Origin of the sequence: Pseudomonas campi (assembly GCF_013200955.2) — a bacterium.
Classification (GTDB): Bacteria; Pseudomonadota; Gammaproteobacteria; order Pseudomonadales; family Pseudomonadaceae; genus Aquipseudomonas; species Aquipseudomonas campi.
Window position 1 is genome coordinate 2,032,250 of record NZ_CP053697.2, and the last position, 22,649, is coordinate 2,054,898.

At 63.1% G+C, this 22,649-nt stretch carries 21 protein-coding genes; 5 read left to right on the forward strand and 16 right to left on the reverse strand.

Annotated features, from left to right (window positions below):
- Positions 1-74: 74 nt before the first annotated feature.
- Complete coding sequence (locus HNE05_RS09415) at positions 75-413, forward strand: FKBP-type peptidyl-prolyl cis-trans isomerase (protein WP_173206077.1); 339 nt, start codon at positions 75-77, stop codon at positions 411-413.
- A 37-nt stretch (positions 414-450) separates the two neighbouring features.
- Here HNE05_RS09415 and HNE05_RS09420 read toward each other — a convergent pair whose 3' ends face one another.
- Positions 451-999: an adenine phosphoribosyltransferase gene (locus HNE05_RS09420; protein WP_173206080.1), complete on the reverse strand. Its 549-nt coding sequence runs from the start codon at positions 997-999 to the stop codon at positions 451-453.
- A gap of 33 nt (positions 1,000-1,032) precedes the next feature.
- Positions 1,033-1,767 (reverse strand): fumarate/nitrate reduction transcriptional regulator Fnr, encoded by a 735-nt coding sequence (gene fnr, locus HNE05_RS09425; RefSeq protein WP_173206083.1) that lies wholly within the window; start codon positions 1,765-1,767, stop codon positions 1,033-1,035.
- A gap of 141 nt (positions 1,768-1,908) precedes the next feature.
- Here fnr and HNE05_RS09430 point away from each other — a divergent pair, with 141 nt between their 5' ends.
- A complete protein-coding gene (locus HNE05_RS09430) occupies positions 1,909-2,358 on the forward strand; it encodes a hypothetical protein (protein ID WP_173206086.1) in 450 nt (149 codons plus the stop codon).
- 107 nt (positions 2,359-2,465) lie between these two features.
- On the opposite strand, the gene hemN is transcribed toward HNE05_RS09430, so the two are convergent.
- From hemN to ccoN (HNE05_RS09495), 13 genes are all read right to left on the reverse strand, one after another.
- Positions 2,466-3,848, reverse strand: coding sequence for an oxygen-independent coproporphyrinogen III oxidase (hemN, locus tag HNE05_RS09435; protein WP_173206089.1), 1,383 nt, complete (start codon positions 3,846-3,848; stop codon positions 2,466-2,468).
- Between the two features lie 131 nt (positions 3,849-3,979).
- Positions 3,980-4,663: a sulfite exporter TauE/SafE family protein gene (locus HNE05_RS09440; protein ID WP_173206092.1), complete on the reverse strand. Its 684-nt coding sequence runs from the start codon at positions 4,661-4,663 to the stop codon at positions 3,980-3,982.
- On the reverse strand, positions 4,656-4,862 hold the full coding sequence (gene ccoS / locus HNE05_RS09445; protein WP_173206094.1) for a cbb3-type cytochrome oxidase assembly protein CcoS: 207 nt from the start codon (positions 4,860-4,862) through the stop codon (positions 4,656-4,658). The genes HNE05_RS09440 and ccoS overlap by 8 nt, the downstream gene beginning before the upstream one ends.
- Positions 4,863-4,955: 93 nt before the next feature.
- On the reverse strand, positions 4,956-7,358 hold the full coding sequence (locus HNE05_RS09450) for a heavy metal translocating P-type ATPase (protein WP_173206096.1): 2,403 nt from the start codon (positions 7,356-7,358) through the stop codon (positions 4,956-4,958).
- 13 nt (positions 7,359-7,371) lie between these two features.
- A complete protein-coding gene (locus tag HNE05_RS09455; protein WP_173206098.1) occupies positions 7,372-7,872 on the reverse strand; it encodes a FixH family protein in 501 nt (166 codons plus the stop codon).
- Positions 7,873-7,886: 14 nt separating this feature from the next.
- Positions 7,887-9,302 (reverse strand): cytochrome c oxidase accessory protein CcoG, encoded by a 1,416-nt coding sequence (ccoG, locus tag HNE05_RS09460; RefSeq protein WP_173206100.1) that lies wholly within the window; start codon positions 9,300-9,302, stop codon positions 7,887-7,889.
- Positions 9,303-9,436: 134 nt separating this feature from the next.
- A complete protein-coding gene (ccoP, locus tag HNE05_RS09465; RefSeq protein WP_173206102.1) occupies positions 9,437-10,414 on the reverse strand; it encodes a cytochrome-c oxidase, cbb3-type subunit III in 978 nt (325 codons plus the stop codon).
- Positions 10,411-10,596 (reverse strand): cbb3-type cytochrome oxidase subunit 3, encoded by a 186-nt coding sequence (locus HNE05_RS09470; protein WP_173211645.1) that lies wholly within the window; start codon positions 10,594-10,596, stop codon positions 10,411-10,413. The genes ccoP (HNE05_RS09465) and HNE05_RS09470 overlap by 4 nt, the downstream gene beginning before the upstream one ends.
- 6 nt (positions 10,597-10,602) lie before the next feature.
- Complete coding sequence (gene ccoO, locus HNE05_RS09475) at positions 10,603-11,214, reverse strand: cytochrome-c oxidase, cbb3-type subunit II (protein WP_173206104.1); 612 nt, start codon at positions 11,212-11,214, stop codon at positions 10,603-10,605.
- The gene (ccoN, locus tag HNE05_RS09480) at positions 11,214-12,656 is read right to left on the reverse strand and encodes a cytochrome-c oxidase, cbb3-type subunit I (protein ID WP_173206107.1); all 1,443 of its coding nucleotides are present in this window, start codon (positions 12,654-12,656) and stop codon (positions 11,214-11,216) included. Before ccoN (HNE05_RS09480) ends, ccoO (HNE05_RS09475) begins: the two co-directional genes overlap by 1 nt.
- Before the next feature lie 388 nt (positions 12,657-13,044).
- Positions 13,045-13,986, reverse strand: a complete 942-nt coding sequence (ccoP, locus tag HNE05_RS09485; RefSeq protein WP_173206110.1) for a cytochrome-c oxidase, cbb3-type subunit III — start codon at positions 13,984-13,986, stop codon at positions 13,045-13,047.
- A gap of 47 nt (positions 13,987-14,033) precedes the next feature.
- Positions 14,034-14,648, reverse strand: a complete 615-nt coding sequence (gene ccoO, locus HNE05_RS09490) for a cytochrome-c oxidase, cbb3-type subunit II (RefSeq protein ID WP_173206113.1) — start codon at positions 14,646-14,648, stop codon at positions 14,034-14,036.
- The gene (gene ccoN, locus HNE05_RS09495; RefSeq protein WP_173206116.1) at positions 14,648-16,084 is read right to left on the reverse strand and encodes a cytochrome-c oxidase, cbb3-type subunit I; all 1,437 of its coding nucleotides are present in this window, start codon (positions 16,082-16,084) and stop codon (positions 14,648-14,650) included. The genes ccoO (HNE05_RS09490) and ccoN (HNE05_RS09495) overlap by 1 nt, the downstream gene beginning before the upstream one ends.
- Positions 16,085-16,126: 42 nt before the next feature.
- Here ccoN (HNE05_RS09495) and HNE05_RS09500 point away from each other — a divergent pair, with 42 nt between their 5' ends.
- Entirely contained in the window at positions 16,127-16,831 is a 705-nt protein-coding gene (locus HNE05_RS09500; protein ID WP_420826997.1) for an alpha/beta family hydrolase, read from the forward strand.
- Between the two features lie 458 nt (positions 16,832-17,289).
- Here the strand turns inward: HNE05_RS09500 and HNE05_RS09505 are convergent, their stop codons facing one another.
- Positions 17,290-18,855 carry a methyl-accepting chemotaxis protein gene (locus HNE05_RS09505; protein WP_173206121.1) on the reverse strand — a complete coding sequence of 522 codons (1,566 nt, stop codon included), beginning with the start codon at positions 18,853-18,855 and terminating at the stop codon, positions 17,290-17,292.
- A gap of 683 nt (positions 18,856-19,538) precedes the next feature.
- On the opposite strand from HNE05_RS09505, the gene HNE05_RS09510 reads away from it, so the two are divergent.
- Together HNE05_RS09510 and HNE05_RS09515 are read left to right on the forward strand one after the other, a co-directional pair.
- On the forward strand, positions 19,539-20,849 hold the full coding sequence (locus tag HNE05_RS09510) for a nucleotide sugar dehydrogenase (protein WP_173206124.1): 1,311 nt from the start codon (positions 19,539-19,541) through the stop codon (positions 20,847-20,849).
- Positions 20,850-21,158: 309 nt separating this feature from the next.
- On the forward strand, positions 21,159-22,598 hold the full coding sequence (locus HNE05_RS09515; protein ID WP_173206127.1) for a mannose-1-phosphate guanylyltransferase/mannose-6-phosphate isomerase: 1,440 nt from the start codon (positions 21,159-21,161) through the stop codon (positions 22,596-22,598).
- Positions 22,599-22,649 lie beyond the last annotated feature (51 nt).

Here is a 22,649-nt window from a genome sequence, read left to right on the forward strand (position 1 = left end):
GTTCGGCAAAATCCTGCGAAAAGCCTGCGCGGGCCGCCGCGGCAGGCTGCCGATTGATCGAACGAGAGTGAGCGATGAGCAACGAATTGCAGGTTGAAGATATCCAGCTGGGCGACGGCAAGGTCGTGGTCAAGGGCGCCTTGATCACCACCCAGTACCGCGGCTGGCTGGAGGACGGCAGCTCCTTCGACTCGTCCTATGAGCGTGGCAAGCCGTTCCAGTGCGTGATCGGTACGCGCCGGGTCATTCAAGGCTGGGACCAGGGGCTGATGGGCATGCGCGTGGGCGGCAAGCGCAAGCTGTGGGTGCCGGCGCATCTGGGCTATGGCGAACGCCAGGTCGGTTCGATTCCGCCGAACGCCAACCTGATCTTCGAGATCGAATTGCTGGAAGTGCTGACCCGCGACGACTGAGTGTCGCCATTGGCCACTCTGCGGCGTGCGGTGGAACTCAGCGCTCGTTGAGCGCGAAGGCCGTCAGGCAGAAGGTGGGGATGCCACTGTCGTGGAGTTTTTGCGAGCCGCCCAGTTCGGGCAGGTCGATGATCGCGGCGGCTTCGTGCACCGTGGCGCCCATGCGCCGAACCAGGCGGGCGGCGGCGAGCAGGGTGCCGCCGGTGGCGATCAGGTCATCGAAAATCAGCACCGAGTCGCCTTCGCACAGGCTGTCGGCATGCACTTCCAGCAGCGCCTCGCCATATTCGGTCTGGTAGCTTTCGGCGAGCACATCGGCGGGTAGCTTGCCCTGTTTGCGGAACAGGATCAGCGGCTTGTTCAGTTCGTAGGCGATGATCGAGCCGATCAGGAAACCCCGGGCATCCATGGCGGCGATATGGCTGAAATCGCTCTCCACATAACGCTGGATAAAGCTGTCGGCCACCAGGCGCAGGGCGCGGGGCGACTGGAACAGCGGGGTGATATCGCGAAACACCACGCCTGGCTTGGGGAAGTCGGGCACGGGGCGAATCAGGGACTTGATGCTGAATTCGTCGAACATCATCGCGGTACTCCAGGCGCTATGGGCAGCGAATTATCAGCGATCCATGTTGCCGCCGGCCAGTGCACACAGCTCGATCGGGTCGAGAATGTGCACTTCCTTGCCTTCTGCGGCGAGCAGGCCGTTCTGCTGGAAGCGGGTGAACACGCGTGACACGGTCTCCACCGCCAGCCCCAGGTAGTTGCCGACCTCGTTGCGCGACATGGCCAGGCGGAACTGGTTGGCGGAAAAACCACGGGCGCGGAAGCGCGCGGACAGGTTGACCAGGAAGGTGGCGATGCGTTCGTCGGCGGTCTTCTTCGACAGCAGCAGCATCATCTGCTGGTCGTCACGGATTTCCCGGCTCATCACCCGCATCAGCTGGCGCCGCAGCTGGGGCAGTTTTACGGACAGCTCGTCCAGGCGCTCGAAGGGAATCTCGCAGACCGAAGTGGTTTCCAGGGCCTGGGCGGAAACCGGGTAGAGCTCGGTATCCATGCCGGAGAGGCCGACCAGCTCACTGGGCAAATGGAAGCCGGTGATCTGCTCTTCACCGCCGTCAGACAGGCTGAAGGTCTTCAGCGCGCCGGCACGCACGGCGAACACGGAGGAAAAGGTGTCGCCCTGGCGAAAGAGGAAATCGCCCTTTTTCAGCGGACGTCCGCGTTTGACAATTTCGTCCAGGGAATCCATGTCCTCGAGATTGAGCGACAGCGGCAGGCACAGCGCTGCCAGGCTGCAATCCTTGCAATGGGCCTGATGGGGCGTGTGAACCTTGATGGATTCGGACATCTCGGAGATCCCTGCTGGCTAAACACCTATAAAGCGCAAGGGTAACGCAGGGGCGGGTGGGCTGGCCAGCGTTTGACCGGATGTTCAAGTTTTTTGGCGCTCAGCCGACAAGGCCGTTGAGTACAGCTGCAGGGCAAGTTCATGTTACGGATCGATGTGGGTGGCCTGACGGAGCGCCTGAGCCTGGGCATCCAGCGCCAGGTGGCGCGGGAACGTGGCGAAACGCCTAGCGCGGAGGCGGTGGCCGATGGCTTGCGCGTCAGCCTTTCGGAGCTGGGAAGGGTACGCTCGAGCGCGAAGAACGCGGATATCGATGAGAGCAACCTGCCGGACAGCGTCAAGGAGCTGCTCAGGCTGATCCGTGCGTTGAAACAGCAGATCGCCGAGAAGCAGGCCGAGCTGGAGGCAGTGATGGCCGAACCAGGGCTGGCCCCCGAGATCCGCCAGCTGCGCGTCGAGGCACTGCGCAGTGAGCTTGCTTCGTTGCAAGGGGCGCTCAGCAGCGCCAGTGCCAATCTGCTCAAGGCCATGCGCGAAGCCGGCTTGAGTGACGAGCAGATGCAGACGGCGGCCGGGCTGGCGCTGGGCTGAGATCCCGCAAGTAATTTCCTGCACGTTTGGCGCGGACATGGCTGCGTGTAGCCCGGATGCAATCCGGGTTGAGCCTGCCCCGGATTGCATTCGGGCTACGCCGGTAATCAGATAACCCGCGAGAAGCGTTGCAGGTTCTGCTGCTCCAGGTAGCGGTCGAACAGCATGCACACCGAACGTACCAGCAGGCGGCCTGCCGGGCGCACGTCGATACCCTTGTCCGTGAGGTCGATCAGGCCGTCGCGTGCCTGTTGCTGCAGCTGCGGCCAGAGCGGGGCGAAGTAGTCGCGGAAATCGAGGCTGAACTGCGCTTCGATGGTGGCGAAGTCCAGCTGGAATTCGCAGATCAGTTGCTGGATCACGGCGCGGCGGATGCGGTCGTCTTCGTTGCACTGCAGGCCGCGCAGGGTGGCGAGCTGGTGGTTGTCGAGACTCTGCTGGTAGTTGCCCAGGTCGCTGCTGTTCTGGCAGTACAGGTCGCCGATCTGGCTGATGGCCGACACGCCCAGCCCGATCAGGTCGCAGTGGCCGTGGGTGGTGTAGCCCTGGAAGTTGCGTTGCAGGGTGCCGTCTTCCTGGGCGGTGGCCAGCTCGTCATCGGGCAGGGCGAAGTGGTCCATGCCGATGTAGCGATAACCGGCGGCGGTCAGCTGCTCGATGCTGCCTTGCAGCATGGCCAGTTTGTCCGCCGGGCTGGGCAGCTCCTCGCTGTTGATCCGCCGCTGCGGCATGAAGCGCTCCGGCAGGTGGGCGTAGTTGAACACCGACAGGCGATCCGGTTGCAGGGCGATGACTTCCGCCACGGTGCGGGCAAAGCTTTGCGGGTTCTGCTTGGGCAGGCCGTAGATCAGGTCGATGTTCACCGAGCGGAACTGCAGGGTGCGCGCCGCTTCGACGATGGCGCGGGTTTCCTCCAGGCTCTGCAGGCGGTTGACTGCCCGCTGCACGGCCGGATCGAGGTCCTGCACGCCGAGGCTGACCCGGTTGAAACCCAGCTCGCGGAGCAGGCCCATGGTCGACCAGTCGGCCTCGCGCGGATCGATCTCGATGCCGTAGTCGCCGCTGTCGTCATCCAGCAGGTTGAAGTGCTGGCGCAGATGGCCCATCAGTCGGCGCAGCTCGTCATGGCTGAGAAAGGTCGGAGTGCCGCCACCAAAATGCAGCTGCTCGACGGGCTGACGTGGGTCCAGGTGGCAGGCGAGGAGGCTGATCTCCTTCTCCAGGCGCTCCAGGTAAGGCAGGGCGCGGCCGCGGTCCTTGGTGATCACCTTGTTGCAGGCGCAGTAGTAGCAGATGTTCGCGCAGAACGGCACATGCAGGTAAAGCGACAACGGGCGCAGGGCCTTGCGGCTGTCGCGCAGCGCATGCAGCAGGTCGAACGAGCCGACCTCGTTGTGGAATTGCATGGCGGTGGGATAGGAGGTGTAACGCGGGCCGGGCAGGTCATAGCGCCGGATCAGGTCAGCGTCCCAGCGAATGGCGTCGAGCATACGATTGTCCCTGGATAGGCAAGCAGTGGTTGCGAGTCTAGGGAGGTGCGCAGCGTTTGATCTTGACCTGTATCAAGCTGGAGGAGCGGGCACTGCTGGCGAAGCAGGCTGGCGAGCAGTGTTCGCTCTGGCTAATGGCCCATCAGCCAGTGCTGATGCGGGCCGGGCAAGGTCCACAGGCCGAACAGGATCACCAGCAGGCCACCGGCCATGCGCACGCCGCGCTTGCGCAGCAGGGCGGTCAGGCGTTCTGCCGCCAGGCCGGTGGCCAGCAGCACCGGCCAGGTGCCGAGGCCGAAGGCCAGCATCAGCAGGCCGCTATCCAGCGCCGAACCCTGGCTGGCCGCCCACAGCAGGGTGCTATAGACCAGGCCGCAGGGCAGCCAGCCCCAGATGGCGCCGAGCAGCAGTGCGCGGGACAGGCTGCTGACCGGCATCAGGCGCGTGGCTATGGGTTGCAGGTGGCGCCAGAGGTGGCGGCCGAGGCCTTCGATGCGGGTCAGGCCGCTCCACCAGCCGGCCAGGTACAGGCCCATGGCGATCAGCAGCAGCGCGGCGATCACCCTCAGAACCATGGCCGCCGGGCTGCTGGCCACGGCCCAGCCGGCCAGGCCGATCAACACCCCGGCCGTGGTGTAGCTGAGGATGCGCCCGAGGTTGTAGGCCAGCAGCAGGCGAAAACGCCGGGCCCGTTGTTCGGCTGGGATGGCCAGGGTCAGCGCGCCCATCAGGCCGCCACACATGCCCAGGCAGTGCCCGCCGCCGAGCAGGCCGAGGATCAGTGCGGAAACCAGCAGTGGGGCAAGTTCAAGCACGGGGCTGGTCCTGTTGCTCGGGCTGGTCGGCTTCGGCGATACCGGCCTTGTGCTGCGGGTCTTCGTCGTCGAACAGGATGCTGTGGGCCGGGCCGTCGAGGTCGTCGTACTGGCCATTGTCCACCGCCCAGACGAACAACCAGATGGCGAAGCCGACCAGGGCTACGGCAATCGGGATCAGGATGTAGATGGCGGACATGGGGTCTCCGGATAAGGCTCAGACGTAGGGTGGATGTCGCTTTTTACATCCACCATTGCGGCGTTGTGGTGGATCGATGAAGCACGATCCACCCTACGGACGGCTCAGGCGCAGGGCGTTGAGCACCACCAGCAGCGAGCTGACCGACATGCCGACCGCGGCCCACAGCGGAGTGACCATGCCCAGGGCAGCGAAGGGCAGCACCAGGCCATTGTACAGCGTTGCCCAGGCCAGGTTCTCGAGGATGATGCGCCGCGTACGGCGGGCCATGGCGAAGGCCTGCACCAGGCTGCCCAGGCGGTTGGACAGCAGCACCGCGTCGGCGCTGGTCTTGGCCAGGTCGGTGGCGCTGCCCATGGCCACGCTGATGTCGGCGCCGGCCAGCACCGGCACGTCGTTGACCCCGTCACCGAGCATCAGCACGCGGTGGCCGGCCTGTTGCAGCTGTTTTAGTACGGCCAGTTTGGCATCCGGGGTGAGGCCGCCGCGGGCGTCAGCGATGCCCAGCTGGCGCGCCACTTCGCCAACCATCGGCGAGCTGTCGCCGGACAGCAGGATGATCTGCCAGCCCTGCGCGCGGCAGGCTTCCAGCAGCTGCGGGGCGTCTTCGCGCAGGCGATCGCCGAGAACGAACCAGGCCAGCGGGCCGCGTTCGTCACCGAGCAGCAGCCACTGACCGTGCTCGCCGGGAATGGCCGGCGCGCTGCGCCCAGCGAGGGCGGCCACATAGGCCGGCTGGCCGATGCGCAGGCGGCGCCCGTCGACCACGCCTTGCAGGCCCTGGCCGGGTTCGCTGGCCAGCTGTTCGGCACCTTGCGTGCAGTGACCGAAGGCGCGGGCGATGGGGTGTTCGGAACCATGTTCGAGGGCCGCCGCCAGAGCCAGGCAGGCGTCGCCATCCAGCTCGCGCAGGGTCTCGATGCGTTCCAGGGTCAGGCGCCCTTCGCTGAGCGTACCGGTCTTGTCGACGATCAATGTGTCGATCTGCTTGAGGCCTTCCAGCACATGGCCGCGGGTCAGCAGCAGGCCGAGCTTGTGCAGGCTGCCGGTAGCGGTGGTCAGCGCGGTCGGGGTGGCCAGGGAGAGGGCGCAGGGGCAGGTGGCGACCAGCAGGGCGAGGACGATCCAGAAGGCGCGGTCGCTGTCGATCTGCCACCAGACCAGGCCGACGATGGCGGCCACACCGAGGACGATCAGCAGGAACCACTGGGCGACCCGGTCGGCCAGTTCGGCGATGCGCGGCTTGTCGGCCTGGGCGCGCTCCAGCAGACGGACGATGGCGGATAGCCGGGTGTTGGCACCGAGGGCGCTGATCTGCAGGGTCAGCGGGCCCTCGACGTTGAGGGTGCCGGCGGTCACCGCATCGCCGATGCCGCGTGGCAGCGGCAGGTATTCGCCAGTGAGCAGCGATTCGTCGACGCTGGATTGGCCGGCGACGATATGTCCGTCGGCCGGCAGCAGCGCGCCCGGTGGCACCAGTACACGGTCGCCGACCTGCAGTTCGCGCAGCAGCACGCGCTCGCTGCGCTCCTCGGCATCCAGGCGCAGGCAGGACGGCGGCAGCAGGCTGACCAGTTGCGCGGTGGCCGCCGCCGTACGCTCGCGGGCACGCCGCTCGAGGTAACGACCGGCGAGAAGGAACAGGGCAAACATGCCGACCGCGTCGAAATACAGCTCGCCGATGCCGGTGACGGTGGACCAGATGCCGGCGACATAGGCGCCGCCGATGGCCAGCGACACCGACACGTCCATGGTCAGGTGACGGGTGCGCAGGTCACGCAGGGCGCCGCGGAAGAACTGGCCGCAGCAGTAGAAGACGATGGGCGTGGTGAGGAACAGACTGGTCCAGCGCAGGATCTTGTCCAACTCGGGCGAGAGGTCGACATTGAATTCCGGCCAGGTGGCCATGGCCGCCATCATCACCTGCATCCACAGCAGACCGGCGACGCCGATCTGCCGTAGCGACTTGCGGTTCTCGGCCGCCAGGCGGGTGCTGGCTGCATCGTCCTGCCAGGGGTGACCGGCATAACCGATGCTGCGCAGCTCCTTGAGCAGTTGGCTGAGCGGCAGCAGGCTGTCGGCCCAGCGCAGGGTCAGGCGATGGTTGGACAGGTTGAGACGGGCTTCGGCGACGCCAGGCAAAGTGCGCAGGTGCTTCTCGATCAGCCAGCCGCAGGCGGCGCAGCTGATGCCTTCGATCAACAGGCTGGTTTCGCTGAGTTCACCCTGGTGCTGGACGAAGTCCTGCTGCACCTCGTCGCGGTCGTACAGTTCCAGCTCATCCGGCAAGGCCTTGGGCAAGGCCTGCGGGTTGACCGCGTTGTCGCTGCGGTGGCAGTAGTAGTTTTCCAGGCCGCCGGCGACGATGGCTTCGGCCACGGCCTGGCAGCCTGGGCAGCACAAGGCCCGCGGTGCACCCAGCACGCGGGCCTCGAAACGGCTGCCGGCAGGTACCGGCAGGCCGCAGTGATAGCAGGGAAGGGGACTGCTGCTCATGGACGCTGGCGGATCACTCGCCGAGCTGAACCGACTGGCCGCTGGCCAGTTGTTCTTCCTCGAACAGGCGCCAGTCCTGGCCGCCTTCCTGACCGATGACTTCGACGAAGCGACGGCCTTCGACCGCATCCAGCAGGTTGCCGGCATAGCTGCCGTCCGCCTGGGCTTGCAGCACTACCCGCCGATCACGCTCGGGCTGGGTCGGCGAGATCAGGTTGAGCACCAGTTGCGGCGGCTTGCTGTAGCCCTGCAGCTGCAGGCTGGCGGTGCCTCGCTCATTGTCCAGCTGCAGGCTGGCCTTGAGCTTGAGGCGCACGGCGAGGTTTTCGCGCTCCAGCGAGGTGTTGATGCCTTTGCCGACATCGTAATAGTTGTCGGAGATCAGCCCCGGCGGATTGCGCGTGGCGATCACCAGCATGGAGGTGCCCAGCACCACGGACATGCCGAGAATGCCGAGAATGAACCAGACCCAGAATTCTTTGTACCAGGGCCGGGCGAGGGGGTCGGGTTGCATGCAATTTCCTAAGGTTAGCGAACGCTGGGGCCGATGAAGCGGCTGTCGGTGTCGCTGTGGATACTCGGGTCTTCAACGGCCTGAACCTTGAAGAGGATTTCGTTGGCGCTGGAGGGCAGTTTCTCCGGTGGTATGGACAATTCCACCGGCACGGAGAGTACCTCACCTTCGGCGACCTTGAGTTCGCTCTTGCCCCCATAGACCAGGCCATCCAGACCTTCGACGCTGACCCGGAAGGTCAGGTCGCGCTGGGCCTTGTTCATCAGCTTGAGGGTGTAGACGTTCTCGATGAAGCCCTGCTCGTTCTCGCGGAACAGCACTCGATCCTTGAGGATGTCGAGTTCCACCAGCGAACGATGACCGACCGCCCAGGCGAACAGGCCCATCATGGCGACCAGGGCAATCGCATAGCCGATCAGCCGTGGGCGCAGCAGGTGGGTCTTCTGCCCGGAGAGGTTGTGCTCGGTGGTGTAGCTGATCAGGCCTTTGGGGTAGTTCATCTTCTCCATGATGCTGTCGCAGGCGTCGATGCAGGCGGCGCAGCCGATGCACTCGATCTGCAGGCCGTCGCGGATGTCGATGCCGGTCGGGCAGACCTGGACGCACATGGTGCAGTCGATGCAGTCACCGAGGCCGTCGGCCTTGTAGTCGGCGGTCTTCTTGCGCGGGCCACGGCTTTCACCGCGGCGCGGATCGTAGGAGACGATCAGGGTGTCCTTGTCGAACATCACGCTCTGGAAGCGCGCGTAGGGGCACATGTAGATGCACACCTGTTCGCGCAGCCAGCCGGCATTGCCGTAGGTGGCCAGGGTGAAGAAACCGACCCAGAAATAGGCCCAGCCATCGGCCTCGCCACTGAGCAGGCTGGGGATCAAATCACGGATCGGTGAGAAGTAGCCGACGAAGGTCAGGCCGGTCACCAGACCGATGAGTATCCACAGGCTGTGCTTGGCCGCCTTGCGAGCGAATTTCTCGCCGCTCATGGGCTGCTTGTCCAGCTTCATGCGCTGGTTGCGGTCACCCTCGGTGACTTTCTCACACCACATGAACACCCAGGTCCACACGCTTTGCGGGCAGGTATAGCCGCACCAGACGCGGCCGGCGAACACGGTGATGAAGAACAGGCCGAAGGCACAGATGATCAGCAGCCAGGACAGCAGGGCAAAGTCCTGCGGCCAGAAGGTGGCGCCGAAGATGTAGAACTTGCGCTCGGGCAGGTCCCACCAGACCGCTTGCCGGTCATTCCAGCTAAGCCAGGCGGTACCGAAATAGAGCAGGAACAGGAAGGCCCCGCCGCTGACCCGCAGGTTGCGGAACAGGCCGGTAAAGGCGCGGGTATAGATTTTTTCCTGGCTGGCGTACAGGTCGACGCTGGCGTTGCCTGTGGCCGCAGGAGGGGTGATGTTTCGAACGGGAATCTGGTCGCTCATCAGGGTCGTACCACGGCTTGGGTGAGTGCTCCTGTCGATACTTGCCGAAGGAGTCAGAATTTCACGGCTCTATGGTACGCCTGATCGAGCTGTGCCCGGGTGCGACCAGCGGTCGCGTCCCGGGCGGGTGATGCTTACTTCTCGACTGGCTCGGCTTTCTCGCCGTGCGACAGGCTGTACACGTAGGCGGTCAGCAGGTGCACTTTGTCTTCGCTGCCCACATAGGGTAGCTGCGCCGGCATGTTGCCGTTACGGCCATAGCGGATGGTCTGCTGCAGTTGCGCGTAGCTACTGCCGTAGATGAAGGCGCTGGGGTTGGTCAGGTTCGGTGCGCCCATCATCTTGTTGCCGGTGCCTTCCTTGGTGTGGCAGGCGAAGCAGGTGGTTTCGAACACTTTCTTACCGGCAGCGATGTCAGCAGTCACACCTTCCGGCAGCTTGCGGCCGCCCAGTTCGGTGAGCACGTAGGCGGCAACATTGCGTACGCCGTCTTCGCCGATCTGCGGAGCCTGCGGCGGCATGGCGCCACTGCGGCCAGCAATGATGGTCTGCTTGATCTCGGCCGGCGAGCCGCCCCAGCGCCATTCGTTGTCGGTCAGGTTGGGGAAGCCATAGGCACCCTTGGCGTCGGAGCCGTGGCAGACCGAGCAGTTGGAGGCGAACAGACGGTTACCCATTTTCAGGGCCTTCTCGTCCTTGGCCACTTCCTCGATCGGCATCTTGGCGTAGGCAGCATAGAGCGGGGCGTATTGCTTGTCGGCCCGCACCATCTCTTTTTCCCACTGGTGCACACCGGTCCAGCCGGCTTCGCCATTGGCGAACGGCTTGCCGTCACCGGCTTCGTTGTAGCCCGGCAGCAGACCTTTCCAGTTACCCAGGCCTGGGTAGAGCACCAGGTAGCCGAGGGCGAAGACGATGGTGCCGACGAACAGCATGAACCACCACTTCGGCAGCGGGTTGTCGTACTCGGCGATGCCATCGAACTCGTGGCCGACGGTTTCCTCGGTGGGGTCCTGGCGCTGGCCCTTGCGCACGCTGAAGATCAGCACGGCCATGGCGATGATGGTGCCCAGGCTCAGCACCGTGATGTAGAGACTCCAGAAGGTAGTCATTCTTTATTGCTCCCAGAAGCTTGTTCGTCACGCTCTTTGGCGGGGGCGTCGTCGGCGAAGGGCAGGTTGGCGGCCTCGTCGAAGCTGTCTTTGCGTCTGCTGCTGTAGGCCCAGAGCACCACGCCAATGAAAGCGATGAAAACCACGGCGGTGCCGATACCGCGAAGCGTCCCGATATCCATCATGCGTTACCGTTTGTTCTTGATTGAGGTGCCCAGACCTTGCAGGTATGCGACCAGCGCATCCATCTCGGTCTTGCCTTTCACAGCTTCTGCCGCGCCGGCGATATCTTCGTCGGTGTAGGGCACGCCCAGAGTGCGCATGGCTTCAAGCTTGGTAGCGGTGTTCTTGCCATCCAGCTTGTTCTCGACCAGCCACGGGTAAGCCGGCATCTTCGACTCGGGCACTACGTTGCGCGGGTTGTACAGGTGCGCGCGCTGCCACTCATCCGAGTAGCGGCCGCCAACGCGGGCCAGGTCCGGGCCGGTACGCTTGGAGCCCCAGAGGAACGGGTGATCCCAGACGCTTTCGCCGGCGACGGAGTAGTGACCGTAGCGCTCGGTTTCGGCACGGAACGGCCGGATCATCTGCGAGTGGCAGCCAACGCAGCCTTCGCGGATGTAGATGTCACGACCTTCGACTTCCAGCGCGGTACGCGGCTTCATGCCTTCGACCGGGGTGTTGGTCACGTCCTGGAAGAACAGCGGGACGATCTGGGTCAGGCCACCGATGCTGACGGCGATGACCATGAAGAACGCCAGCAGGCCAATGTTCTTCTCGACTATTTCGTGGCTTTTCATCAGTGAGCAACCTCGGCAGGAATGCGGGCGGCAGCTTCGTATTCAGTCGGTTTGGCTGCGCGCACGGTGCGGAAGGTGTTGTAGGCCATCAGCAGCATGCCGGTAGCGAAGAACGCACCGCCGATCATGCGCACCAGGTAACCCTCGTGGCTGGCAACCAGCGCTTCGACGAAGGAGTAGGTGAGGGTGCCGTCTTCGTTGACTGCACGCCACATCAGGCCCTGGGTGATGCCGTTGACCCACATGGAGGCGATGTACAGCACGGTGCCGATGGTCGCCAGCCAGAAGTGGGCGTTGATCAGCGCGATGCTGTGCATCTGCTCACGACCGAAGACTTTCGGGATCAGGTGGTACAGCGCGCCGATAGAGATCATCGCGACCCAGCCGAGGGCGCCAGCGTGCACGTGGCCGATGGTCCAGTCGGTGTAGTGGGACAGGGCGTTGACGGTCTTGATGGCCATCATCGGGCCTTCGAAAGTCGACATGCCGTAGAACGCCAGGGACACCACCAGGAAGCGCAGGATGGGGTCGCTGCGCAGCTTATGCCAGGCGCCCGAGAGGCTCATCATGCCGTTGATCATGCCGCCCCAGCTCGGAGCCAGGAGGATCAGCGACATAGCCATGCCCAGGGACTGCGCCCAATCCGGCAGCGCGGTGTAGTGCAGGTGGTGCGGACCGGCCCAGATGTACAGGGTGATCAGCGCCCAGAAGTGCACGATCGACAGGCGATAGGAGTAGATCGGACGCTCGGCCTGCTTGGGCACGAAGTAGTACATCATCCCCAGGAAACCGGTGGTGAGGAAGAAGCCCACGGCGTTGTGACCGTACCACCACTGCACCATGGCGTCGGTGGCGCCGGCGTACATCGAGTACGACTTGAACAGGCTTACCGGCATTTCCATGCTGTTGACGATGTGCAGCATGGCGGTAACCAGGATGAAGGCACCGAAGAACCAGTTGCCTACATAGATGTGCTTGGCTTTGCGCTTGACGATGGTGCCGAAGAACACCACGCAGTAGGTGACCCAGACGATCCCCAGGAGGATGTCGATCGGCCACTCCAGCTCGGCGTATTCCTTGGAACTGGTGTAACCCAGCGGCAAGGTGATTACGGCCAGCACGATCACAGCCTGCCAACCCCAGAAGGTAAAGGCAGCCAGACCATCAGAAATCAGGCGGGCCTGGCAAGTACGCTGCACCACGTAGTAGGACGTGGCGAACAGGGCGCAGCCGCCGAAGGCGAAGATTACTGCGTTGGTGTGCAGCGGGCGCAGGCGGCCGAAGCTGGTCCACGGCAGGTTCAGGTTGAGTTCCGGCCACACGAGTTGTGCGGCGATGAACACGCCTAGACCCATGCCGATGACGCCCCAGATCACCGTCATAACGGCGAACTGGCGGACCACCTTGTAGTTATAAGCAGTCTGACTGATTGCTGTGCTCATGCTAGGGGTTCCACGGTTAATGGAGGTTTCTTAGGGGGGTAAAAATCGGCGGCAAGTATGGAGAAACGGGGTGCCCATTGCAACGCTACATGCCTGTACGATCAAGGTTTTAGCGGCTTTTACCCTGGTTTCGAACGGTAAAAATAGCCATCCAGTTGCGAACATTTCGCAGCTGGAGCGTGTTGCGCTGAAGAAGGGGTCGCGTTGGAATTGTTACAACGTGCGATTGTCAGCAGCTTAGCCCATGTCAAGGGGGCTGACGTGCAACTTGTCGGCGGGGTGCGACACTGGGTCGCAGCGCGGCAGGCCGCCTGCAGCGTGGGTTGCAGGCAGGGGAGAGGGTGTTGCTAGGTGAAGGAAGGCGTCGGGCGACGCCCTCCGTTTTCGCTTACTGCTCGACTGCAGCGCTACGTTCGTCGTGTGACAGGCTGTACACGTAGGCGGCCAGCAGATGCACCTTGTCCTCGCTGCCGACAAAGGGCAATTGAGCGGGCATGTTGCCGTTACGGCCGTAGCGGATGGTTTGCTGCAGTTGCGCGTAGCTGCTGCCGTAGATGAAGGCGCTGGGGTTGGTCAGGTCCGGCGCGCCCATGCTCGGGGTGCCTTTGCCTGCTGCGCCGTGGCAGGCGAAGCAGGTGCTGGAGAAGACCTTGCGCCCAGCCTCGATATCTGCGCTGACACCTTCCGGCAGCTTGCGCCCGGCCAGTTCGACGAGGACGAAGGCGGCAGCGTTACGCACGCCATCGTCGCCGATCATCGGTGCTTGGGCAGGCATCATGCCGTGGCGGCCGGCGCTGATGGTCTGCTTGATTTCTGCCGGTGAACCGCCCCAGCGCCAGTGCCGGTCGGTCAGGTTGGGGAAGCCATAGGCGCCCTTGGCGTCGGAGCCGTGGCAGACCGAGCAGTTGGAGGCGAACAGGCGACCGCCCATCTTCACCGCGTACTCATCCTTGGCCACGTCCTCGACCGGCATGGCCGCGTACTTGGCGTAGATCGGGCCGTACTGCTGGTTGGCCTTGTCGATTTCGCGCTGCCACTGGGCGACCTGGGTCCAGCCGTCCTCATAGCCCGGCAGCACGCCTTTCCAGTTGCCCAGACCGGGGTAGAGCACCAGGTAGCCGACGGCGAAGACGATGGTGCCGAGGAACAGCATGAACCACCACTTGGGCAGCGGGTTGTCGTACTCCTCGATGCCGTCGAAGGCGTGGCCCATGGTCTGGTCGGTAGGGCCCGGACGCTCGCCACGGCGGGTGGCGAAGATCAGCCAGAGCAAGGCGACCAGGCTGCCAAGGGTGAGCAGGGTGATATAGCCACTCCAGAAAGAGGTCATGGCTGTGTACTCCGTGACAGGAACAGGTTGGGGGGAATGACCATGACTTACCTCTTGTTCTTCAGGCTGGTACCGAGGACCTGCAGGTAGGCGACCAGCGCCTCCATTTCGGTCTTGCCTTGCACGGCCTCGGCCGCGCCGGCAATGTCGGCATCGCTGTAGGGCACGCCCAGGGTGCGCATGGCTTCGAGCTTGGCAGCGCTGCCCTTGCCGTCCAGCTTGTTTTCCACCAGCCAGGGGTAGGCCGGCATCTTCGACTCCGGCACCACGTTGCGCGGGTTGTACAGGTGCGCGCGGTGCCAATCATCGGAGTAGCGCCCGCCCACGCGGGCCAGGTCCGGGCCGGTACGCTTGGAGCCCCAGAGGAATGGGTGATCCCAGACGCTTTCGCCGGCGACCGAGTAGTGGCCATAGCGCTCGGTTTCGGCACGGAACGGCCGGATCATCTGCGAGTGGCAGCCGACGCAGCCTTCCTTGATGTAGATGTCACGGCCTTCCAGTTGCAGCGCGGTGTAGGGCTTCATGCCCTGCACCGGCTCGTTGACTACGTCCTGGAAGAACAGCGGAACGATCTGGGTCAGGCCGCCGATGCTGACGGCCAGCACCATGGCCAGGGCCAGCAGGCCGACGTTTTTCTCGAGTATTTCGTGTTTGCTGCTCATCAGTGGGCCCCCTCGCCAATCAGTGCGCCTGCGTCATATTCGGCCGCTTGCACGGCGCGCACGGTGCGCCAGGTGTTCCAGGCCATCAGCAACATACCGGCGAAGAAGATCGCGCCACCCAGTACCCGCACCACGAAGCCGATATGACTGGCTTCCAGGGCTTCGACGAAGGAGTAGGTGAGGGTGCCGTCTTCGTTGACCGCACGCCACATCAGGCCCTGGGTGATGCCGTTGACCCACATCGAAGCGATGTACAGCACGGTGCCGATGGTGGCCAGCCAGAAGTGGGCGTTGATCAGGGCGATGCTGTGCATCTGCTCACGCCCGAAGACCTTGGGGATCAGGTGGTACAGCGCGCCGATGGAGATCATCGCGACCCAGCCGAGGGCGCCAGCGTGCACATGGCCGATGGTCCAGTCGGTGTAGTGGGACAGGGCGTTGACGGTCTTGATCGCCATCATCGGGCCTTCGAAGGTCGACATGCCGTAGAACGCCAGGGACACCACCAGGAAGCGCAGAATCGGGTCGCTGCGCAGCTTATGCCAGGCACCCGAGAGGGTCATCATGCCGTTGATCATGCCGCCCCAGCTCGGTGCCAGCAGCACCAGGGACATGACCATGCCGAGCGACTGCGCCCAGTCCGGCAGCGCGGTGTAGTGCAGGTGGTGCGGGCCGGCCCAGATGTACAGGGTGATCAGCGCCCAGAAGTGCACGATCGACAGACGATAGGAATACACCGGACGCTCGGCCTGCTTGGGCACGAAGTAGTACATCATCCCCAGGAAGCCGGCGGTGAGGAAGAAGCCCACGGCGTTGTGGCCGTACCACCACTGCACCATGGCGTCGGTGGCGCCGGCGTACAGCGAGTACGACTTGGTCAGGCTGACCGGCAGCTCCAGGTTGTTGACGATGTGCAGAATCGCCACGGTGAGGATGAAGCCACCGAAGAACCAGTTGCCCACATAGATGTGCTTGGTCTTGCGCTTGAGCAGGGTGCCGAAGAACACCAGGGCATAGGCGACCCAGACAATGGTGATCAGGATGTCGATCGGCCATTCCAGTTCGGCGTATTCCTTGGAGCTGGTCCAGCCCAGCGGCAAGCTGATCGCGGCGAGCACGATCACCAGCTGCCAACCCCAGAAGGTGAAGGCGGCCAGGCTGTCGGAGATCAGCCGGGTCTGGCAGGTGCGTTGCAGCGAGTAATAGCTGGTGGCAAACAGCGCGCAGCCACCGAATGCGAAGATCACCGCATTGGTGTGCAGCGGGCGCAAGCGGCCAAAGCTGGTCCACGGCAGGTTGAAGTTGAGTTCGGGCCAGGCCAGTTGCGCGGCGATGAACACGCCGAGCCCCATCCCGACTATGCCCCAAACCACCGTCATAATGGCGAACTGGCGGACCACCTTATAGTTGTAGGCGGTGCTGCTGGTTGTGTTCATTTGTTGGGCTTCCATCCACGGTTTATTAAAAGCAGGCTAAGCATGGGTAATGGCACGGTGACAGTTATTGACGGGGATCAATGCCAGGCGCGCGGGTGGCTATGGAATGGGGCGGACGGAATGTCGCAGGCAGCGCTGACGTCGCAAACAGGCCAGATACCGCAGGCCACGCTGATCCTTGCCCATGGCGCTGGCGCACCGATGGACAGCGCCTTCATGCAGGGCATGGCCGAGCTACTGGCGGCGCGGGGCGTCAGCGTGCTGCGCTTCGAGTTTCCTTATATGGCTGCGCGGCGCGTCGATGGCGGCAAGCGCCCGCCCAACCCGCAGGCGCAGCTGTTGGAGTGCTGGCGCCAGATGTATGCGGCCGTGCGCACGCAGGTGTCCGGGCCACTGGCGATTGGCGGCAAGTCCATGGGCGGGCGCATGGCCAGCCTGCTGGCTGATGAGCTACAGGCCGATGCGCTGGTCTGTCTCGGTTATCCCTTCCATGCCGTGGGCAAACAGGACAAGCCGCGGGTGGCGCACCTGGCCGAACTGCGCACGCCCACCCTGATCGTGCAGGGCGAGCGCGATGCCATGGGCAATCGCCAGACGGTGGCTGGCTATACGTTGGCGCCGAGTATCCAGCTGCACTGGTTAGCTGCGGGGGATCATGATCTGAAACCGCTGAAAGCTTCCGGCTTCAGTCATGAGCAGCATCTGCAGGCGGCGGCCGATGCCGTGGCGGCATTCCTGGCTCGCTAGCGGGACCTGAGCGGGCGCCGAATACTCCCCTCGCCCACTTGTGGGAGAGGAGCTGGGGGGAGAGGGGGTTGGCCCACTAACCCTCTCCCCAGCCCTCTCCCGTAAACGAGAGAGGGAGCAAAGCAGTCTGCACTGGCTGCATCCCTTGGAGCTGCCGCCACAAGATCGCAAACAGTCGTAGCCCGGATGCAATCCGGGGGCGGAGCTGCCTGTTCCCCGGATTGCATCCGGGCTACGGCTGGATAAAAACCGTTGCAACGGGATTGGGGCAGGTAAAACACCCAGACCGTAGGAGCGAGCTCTGCTCGCGAAGCTCTTGGGACGCCAAGTTCGCGAGCAGAGCTCGCTCCTACAGTTTGCCCACCGCAGAAAAAACGCCGCGATTCCTGGGCGAAATCGCGGCGTTTTCTCAAGTGAGCAGCATCAGGCAGATGCCGGACTTTCTAGGGTGTCGCCAATCAGCGGTTGAAGCGTTCGACCAGCGAGTACTGATCCTGCGCGGTGGCTGTCAGCTCCTGGCTGAGATGGGCGGTACTCAAGGCCTCTCCGGCAGTCTGGTCGGCCAGTTGGGCGATGGTGGTGATGTTCTGGTTGACCTCATCGGCTACGGCGCTCTGTTCCTCGGCGGCTGCGGCGATCTGATTGGCCATGTCGGTGATATTGGCCACTGCCTCGCTGATCCCGGCCAGGGCCTGGTCGGCCTGCAGCACGCGCTCGACGCCTTCGTCGGCCTGCTTGCGGCCGATTTCCATGGTCATCACCGCTTCCTCCGCGGTGCGCTGCAGCTTGGCGATCAGGCCGTGGATCTGCCCGGTGGATTCGGCGGTACGCTGCGCCAGCGAGCGCACCTCGTCGGCCACCACGGCAAAGCCGCGGCCCATCTCGCCGGCACGCGCCGCCTCGATGGCGGCGTTGAGCGCGAGCAGGTTGGTCTGATCGGCAATGCCCTTGATCACATCGACCACGCCGCCGATTTCATTGCTGTCTTGGGCCAGGCGCGACACGGTTTCGCCGGTTTCGCCGACCGATACCGAGAGGCGTTGGATGGCGGCGCGGGTTTCCGCCGTCACATTACGGCCTTCGCCGGTCAGGCGATTGGCTTCCTGGGTGGCAATGGCGGTGCGCGCCACGTTGCTGGCCACTTCCAGGGTGGTGGCGGCCATTTCGTTGATGGCGGTGGCGACCTGTTCGGTCTCCACGCGCTGGCGCTCCAGGCCGGCGGAGCTGTTGTGCGCCAGTTGATCGGCCTGGCGGGCTTGCTTGGTCAGGCGCTCGGCGGTGTCCTGCAGGCGGGTCAGGCAGGTCTTCAGACGCGCTTCCTGGCTGAGCATGGCCATTTCCAGGCGCGCCTCGGCGCCCCTACTGTCGGTGTACATCTGTGCGATCAGCGGGTCGGAGGTGGTCTGTTCGGCCAGGCGCAACAGACGTTTTACCCCGCGGTTCTGCCAGGCCAGGCCAGCCAGACCCAGCGGCACGGAGAGCAGGGCGGCGAGCAGGAAGCCCCAGGTCGAACCCATCCAGTGGCCGACCAGGAAACCGATCTGGCTGACCAGGATGAACGGCAACCAGGCCTGCAGCATCGGCAACCAGGCATCGCTGCTGGGGATGGCCGACTTGCCGGCATTGATCCGCGCATAGAGGGCTTCTGCGCGTTTGATCTGTTCACTGGTGGGTTTTACCCGTACCGACTCGTAGCCCACCACCTGATTGTTATCCAGCACCGGGGTGACATAGGCGTTGACCCAGTAGTGGTCGCCATTCTTGCTGCGGTTCTTGACGATGCCCATCCAGGGGCGGCCTTTCTTCAGGGTCGTCCACATGTGATCGAACACGGCCGGTGGCACGTCCGGATGGCGCACCAGGTTGTGCGGAGCACGCATCAGCTCTTCCCGGGAAAAGCCGCTGATCTCGATGAAGGCTTCATTGCAGTAGGTGATCTGGCCCTTGATGTCCGTGGTGGAGATCAGGCGCTGCTGGGCGGGGAAGGTGCGTTCACGCTGTGTGACGGGCTGATTATTGCGCATGCGTGTCGATTCTTGTGCGGGTGGCTGTCCAGGATGGATCGGCCGTGGCTGCTGGAAGTTTAGCGGCTGATCCTGAAGGGGTTGCAGTGTAACGGCAGAAGGCGATCAATAATATTTTGACGTCAATAATATTTTTTGAACTTGCCGTTTACTCCATGGGGCGGCGGATGAGCGCTGTCGAAATAAGGCAGTAAGGTTTAATCATTTGTTCATCTCGATCTGGCATCTCTGTTCAGGGTAATAACTCGCTGACTTTACTCAGGGTCAATAAACTGGCTGGTTAGTAGAATTGGTTACTAATCCAGTGTTTTTATTTCATTTTTAGCTATCTATTAATTAGGTGATGTTTTCTAAAAAACCTGCCGTGCGCTGCATTCTAGAGCGGTTGCCTTGTTTTGGTGCCGTCATATTGGTTTTCTCGGGCTGTGCTGCGGTTGTTGTCGCTAACTAGATGGCTGTTTTGTAAGGAAAGTTTGAAAGTGTTCGGTCTTGAGTCTGGCTGGATATAACTGGCACCGGTTTTGCTCTCGACACGTTGAATGCCGGAATAGCATTTCAAATAAGCATCAGTGGAATGTGCAATTTGAAGTGTGGGACGAGGAGTCTGTAGTACCTGTCGGTCTCGCGAGGGTGCAGCTACCTGGGGGTTGCTGCACGGGTTAACGCAAGGAGGAGATCGTTCAATGCGCATTAGCATCTTTGGCTTGGGGTACGTCGGCGCGGTATGTGCCGGTTGTCTGTCGGCGCGTGGCCACCAGATTGTCGGGGTGGATATCTCGGCGTTGAAAATAGACCTGATCAACAGCGGCAAGTCACCCATAGTCGAGCCGGGCCTGGAAGCTCTGCTGCAAAAGGGGGTGGCCAGCGGCAACTTGCGCGGCACGCTCAACGTGCGCGAGGCGGTGATGGCCACGGATATTTCCTTCCTGGCTCCGCCAACACCGAGCAAACGCAATGGCGACCTCGATGTGTCCTATATCGAGGAAGTCTGCCAGCAGATTGGCAAGGTTCTGCCGGAGAAAGCCACGCGGCACACCGTGGTGGTGCGCAGTACCGTGCTACCGGGGACGTTGCGTGGGGTGGTCATCCCGACCCTGGAGAAGTACTCGGGGCTTAAGGCCGGCAAGGACTTCGGCGTGGCAGTCAACCCGGAGTTCCTGCGCGAAAGCACGGCGATCAAGGACTACGACTTCCCGGCCATGACCGTGATCGGTGAACTCGACAGCACCTCCGGTGACCTGCTCGAAGCCATCTACAGCGAGCTGGATGCGCCGATCATCCGCAAGAGCATCGAAGTTGCGGAGATGATCAAGTACACCTGCAATGTCTGGCACGCGGCCAAGGTCACCTTCGCCAACGAGATCGGCAACATCGCCATGGCGGTCGGGGTCGATGGGCGCGAGGTGATGGATGTGATCTGTCAGGACCACAAGCTCAACCTGTCCAAGTACTACATGAAACCCGGCTTCGCCTTTGGTGGCTCTTGCCTGCCCAAGGATGTGCGCGCGCTGGCCTATCGGGCCAACCAGCTGGATGTCGACTCGCCGCTGCTCAACTCACTGATGCGCAGCAACAGTGGCCAGGTGCAGAAAGCCTTCAACATCATCGCTGGCTTCGACAAACGCAAGGTGGCGCTGCTGGGGTTGAGCTTCAAGGCCGGCACCGATGACCTGCGCGAAAGCCCGCTGGTGGAGCTGGCGGAGATGCTGATCGGCAAGGGCTTCGACCTGCAGATCTATGACCGCAATGTCGAGTATGCCCGGGTCCATGGGGCCAATCGCGAGTACATCGAGTCGAAAATCCCTCACGTATCTTCCTTGCTGCGCACCGACCTCGAGCAGGTGGTAGCCGATGCGGATGTGATCGTGCTGGGCAATGGCGATGAACTGTTCGCCGCTGTGGTGGAGAAGCTCGCTCCGGAGAAGAAGATGCTCGATCTGGTCGGTTTCATGCGCCATACCAGTACCGAGCAACTGGTCGGTATCGGCTGGTAAGGCGTTATCCATTCAGCTCGCGCTTGCTGGCGGTGGGCACAATTTCCAAGAAAAACGGCTGCTCGGCCCGCCATGGAGGACGCGCAGGGAAGCCGCTGCTCGGTTGACGGAGATTCATTACAGCTCGTCTTGGTATCCTGACGACCGCTGTGTGACTGCACTCTGCCGGCTGCCGGGCGACTCCATCGCCACGCGTCATGCGGGCAACTGCCTTGAGGTGAGACCTGAAGCATTTCCCAGGCCCGGTACATCCGTTCCGGCTGCGCGGGACAGGTCCTATTTAAAACGGATATTAAATGGAGACACCCCATGATCCCGGTCATCCTTTCCGGCGGTAGCGGTTCGCGGCTTTGGCCCCTGTCGCGCAAGCTGTATCCCAAGCAATTCCTTGCCCTTACCGGCGAGCAGTCGCTGTTCCAGCAGACCCTGCAGCGCCTGGCTTTCGAAGGTATGCAGAAGCCCATCGTGGTGTGCAACCTGGATCACCGCTTCATCGTCAACGAACAGCTGGCCAAAATCGGCAGCCATGCCCAGTCGATGCTGCTTGAACCCTTCGGTCGCAACACGGCACCGGCAGTGGCCATGGCCGCCTTGCAACTGCTGGCCGAGGGGCGCGACGAGCTGATGCTGATCTTGCCTGCCGACCATGTGATCAACGACGAGCTGAACCTGCGCAAGGCCCTGGAGCTGGCGCGCGCGGCGGCGGAAGAGGGGGAGATGGTGCTGTTCGGCGTGCCGGCGGACAAACCCGAGACCGGCTTCGGCTACATCAAGGCCGGCCGCAGCGAGGAAGGTGATGGCCTGGTTCCCGGCGCCTACCGGGTGACTCAGTTCGTCGAGAAACCGGATGCATTGCGCGCCAGCGAGTTTGTGCGCAGCGGAGGCTATTACTGGAACAGCGGCATGTTCCTGTTTCGCGCCAGTCGATTCTTGGATGAACTGCGCAACCATGAACCGGATATCTACGATACCTGCGTGCTGACCCTGGAGCGCAGCAAGGCTACGGTTGGCATGCTGACCATCGATGCCGGCACCTTTGAGTGCTGCCCGGACAACTCCATCGACTATGCGGTGATGGAGAAAACCGCGCGGGCCTGTGTCGTGCCGCTGGCGGCGGGCTGGAGCGATGTCGGCTCCTGGTCGTCGTTGTGGGATGTGCATGAGAAGGACAGCGACGGCAATGTGCTCAAGGGCGATGTGGTAACCCACAGCAGCCAGAATAGCTTCGTGCATGGCACGTCCAAACTGGTGACCCTGATCGGCATGAGTGACGTGGTGGTGGTCGAGACCAAGGATGCGGTGATGGTCGCGCACAAGGATGCCGTGCAGGACGTCAAGAAGATGGTCAATCTGCTCGACGCCCAGGGCCGCAAGGAAACCCAGAGTCACTGCGCCGTCTACCGCCCCTGGGGCAGTTACGACTCGGTGGACAACGGCTCGCGCCACCAGGTCAAGCACATCACGGTCAAACCCGGTGCGCAGTTGTCGCTGCAGATGCATCACCACCGCGCCGAGCACTGGATCGTGGTGTCTGGCACGGCGCAGGTGACCTGTGACGACAAGGTGTTCCTGCTCACCGAGAACCAGTCGACCTACATCCCCATCGCCTCGGTGCACCGCCTGAGCAACCCCGGCAAGATCCCCCTGGAGATCATCGAGGTGCAGTCCGGCAGCTACCTGGGCGAGGACGACATCGAACGCCTGGAAGACGTCTACGGGCGCACGCCGAAGGCTACGGTGACCAGCTGACGCGGTGGCCTGAAGCTGGCGGCCGACCACCAGCCAGCTTCAGGCGTAGCC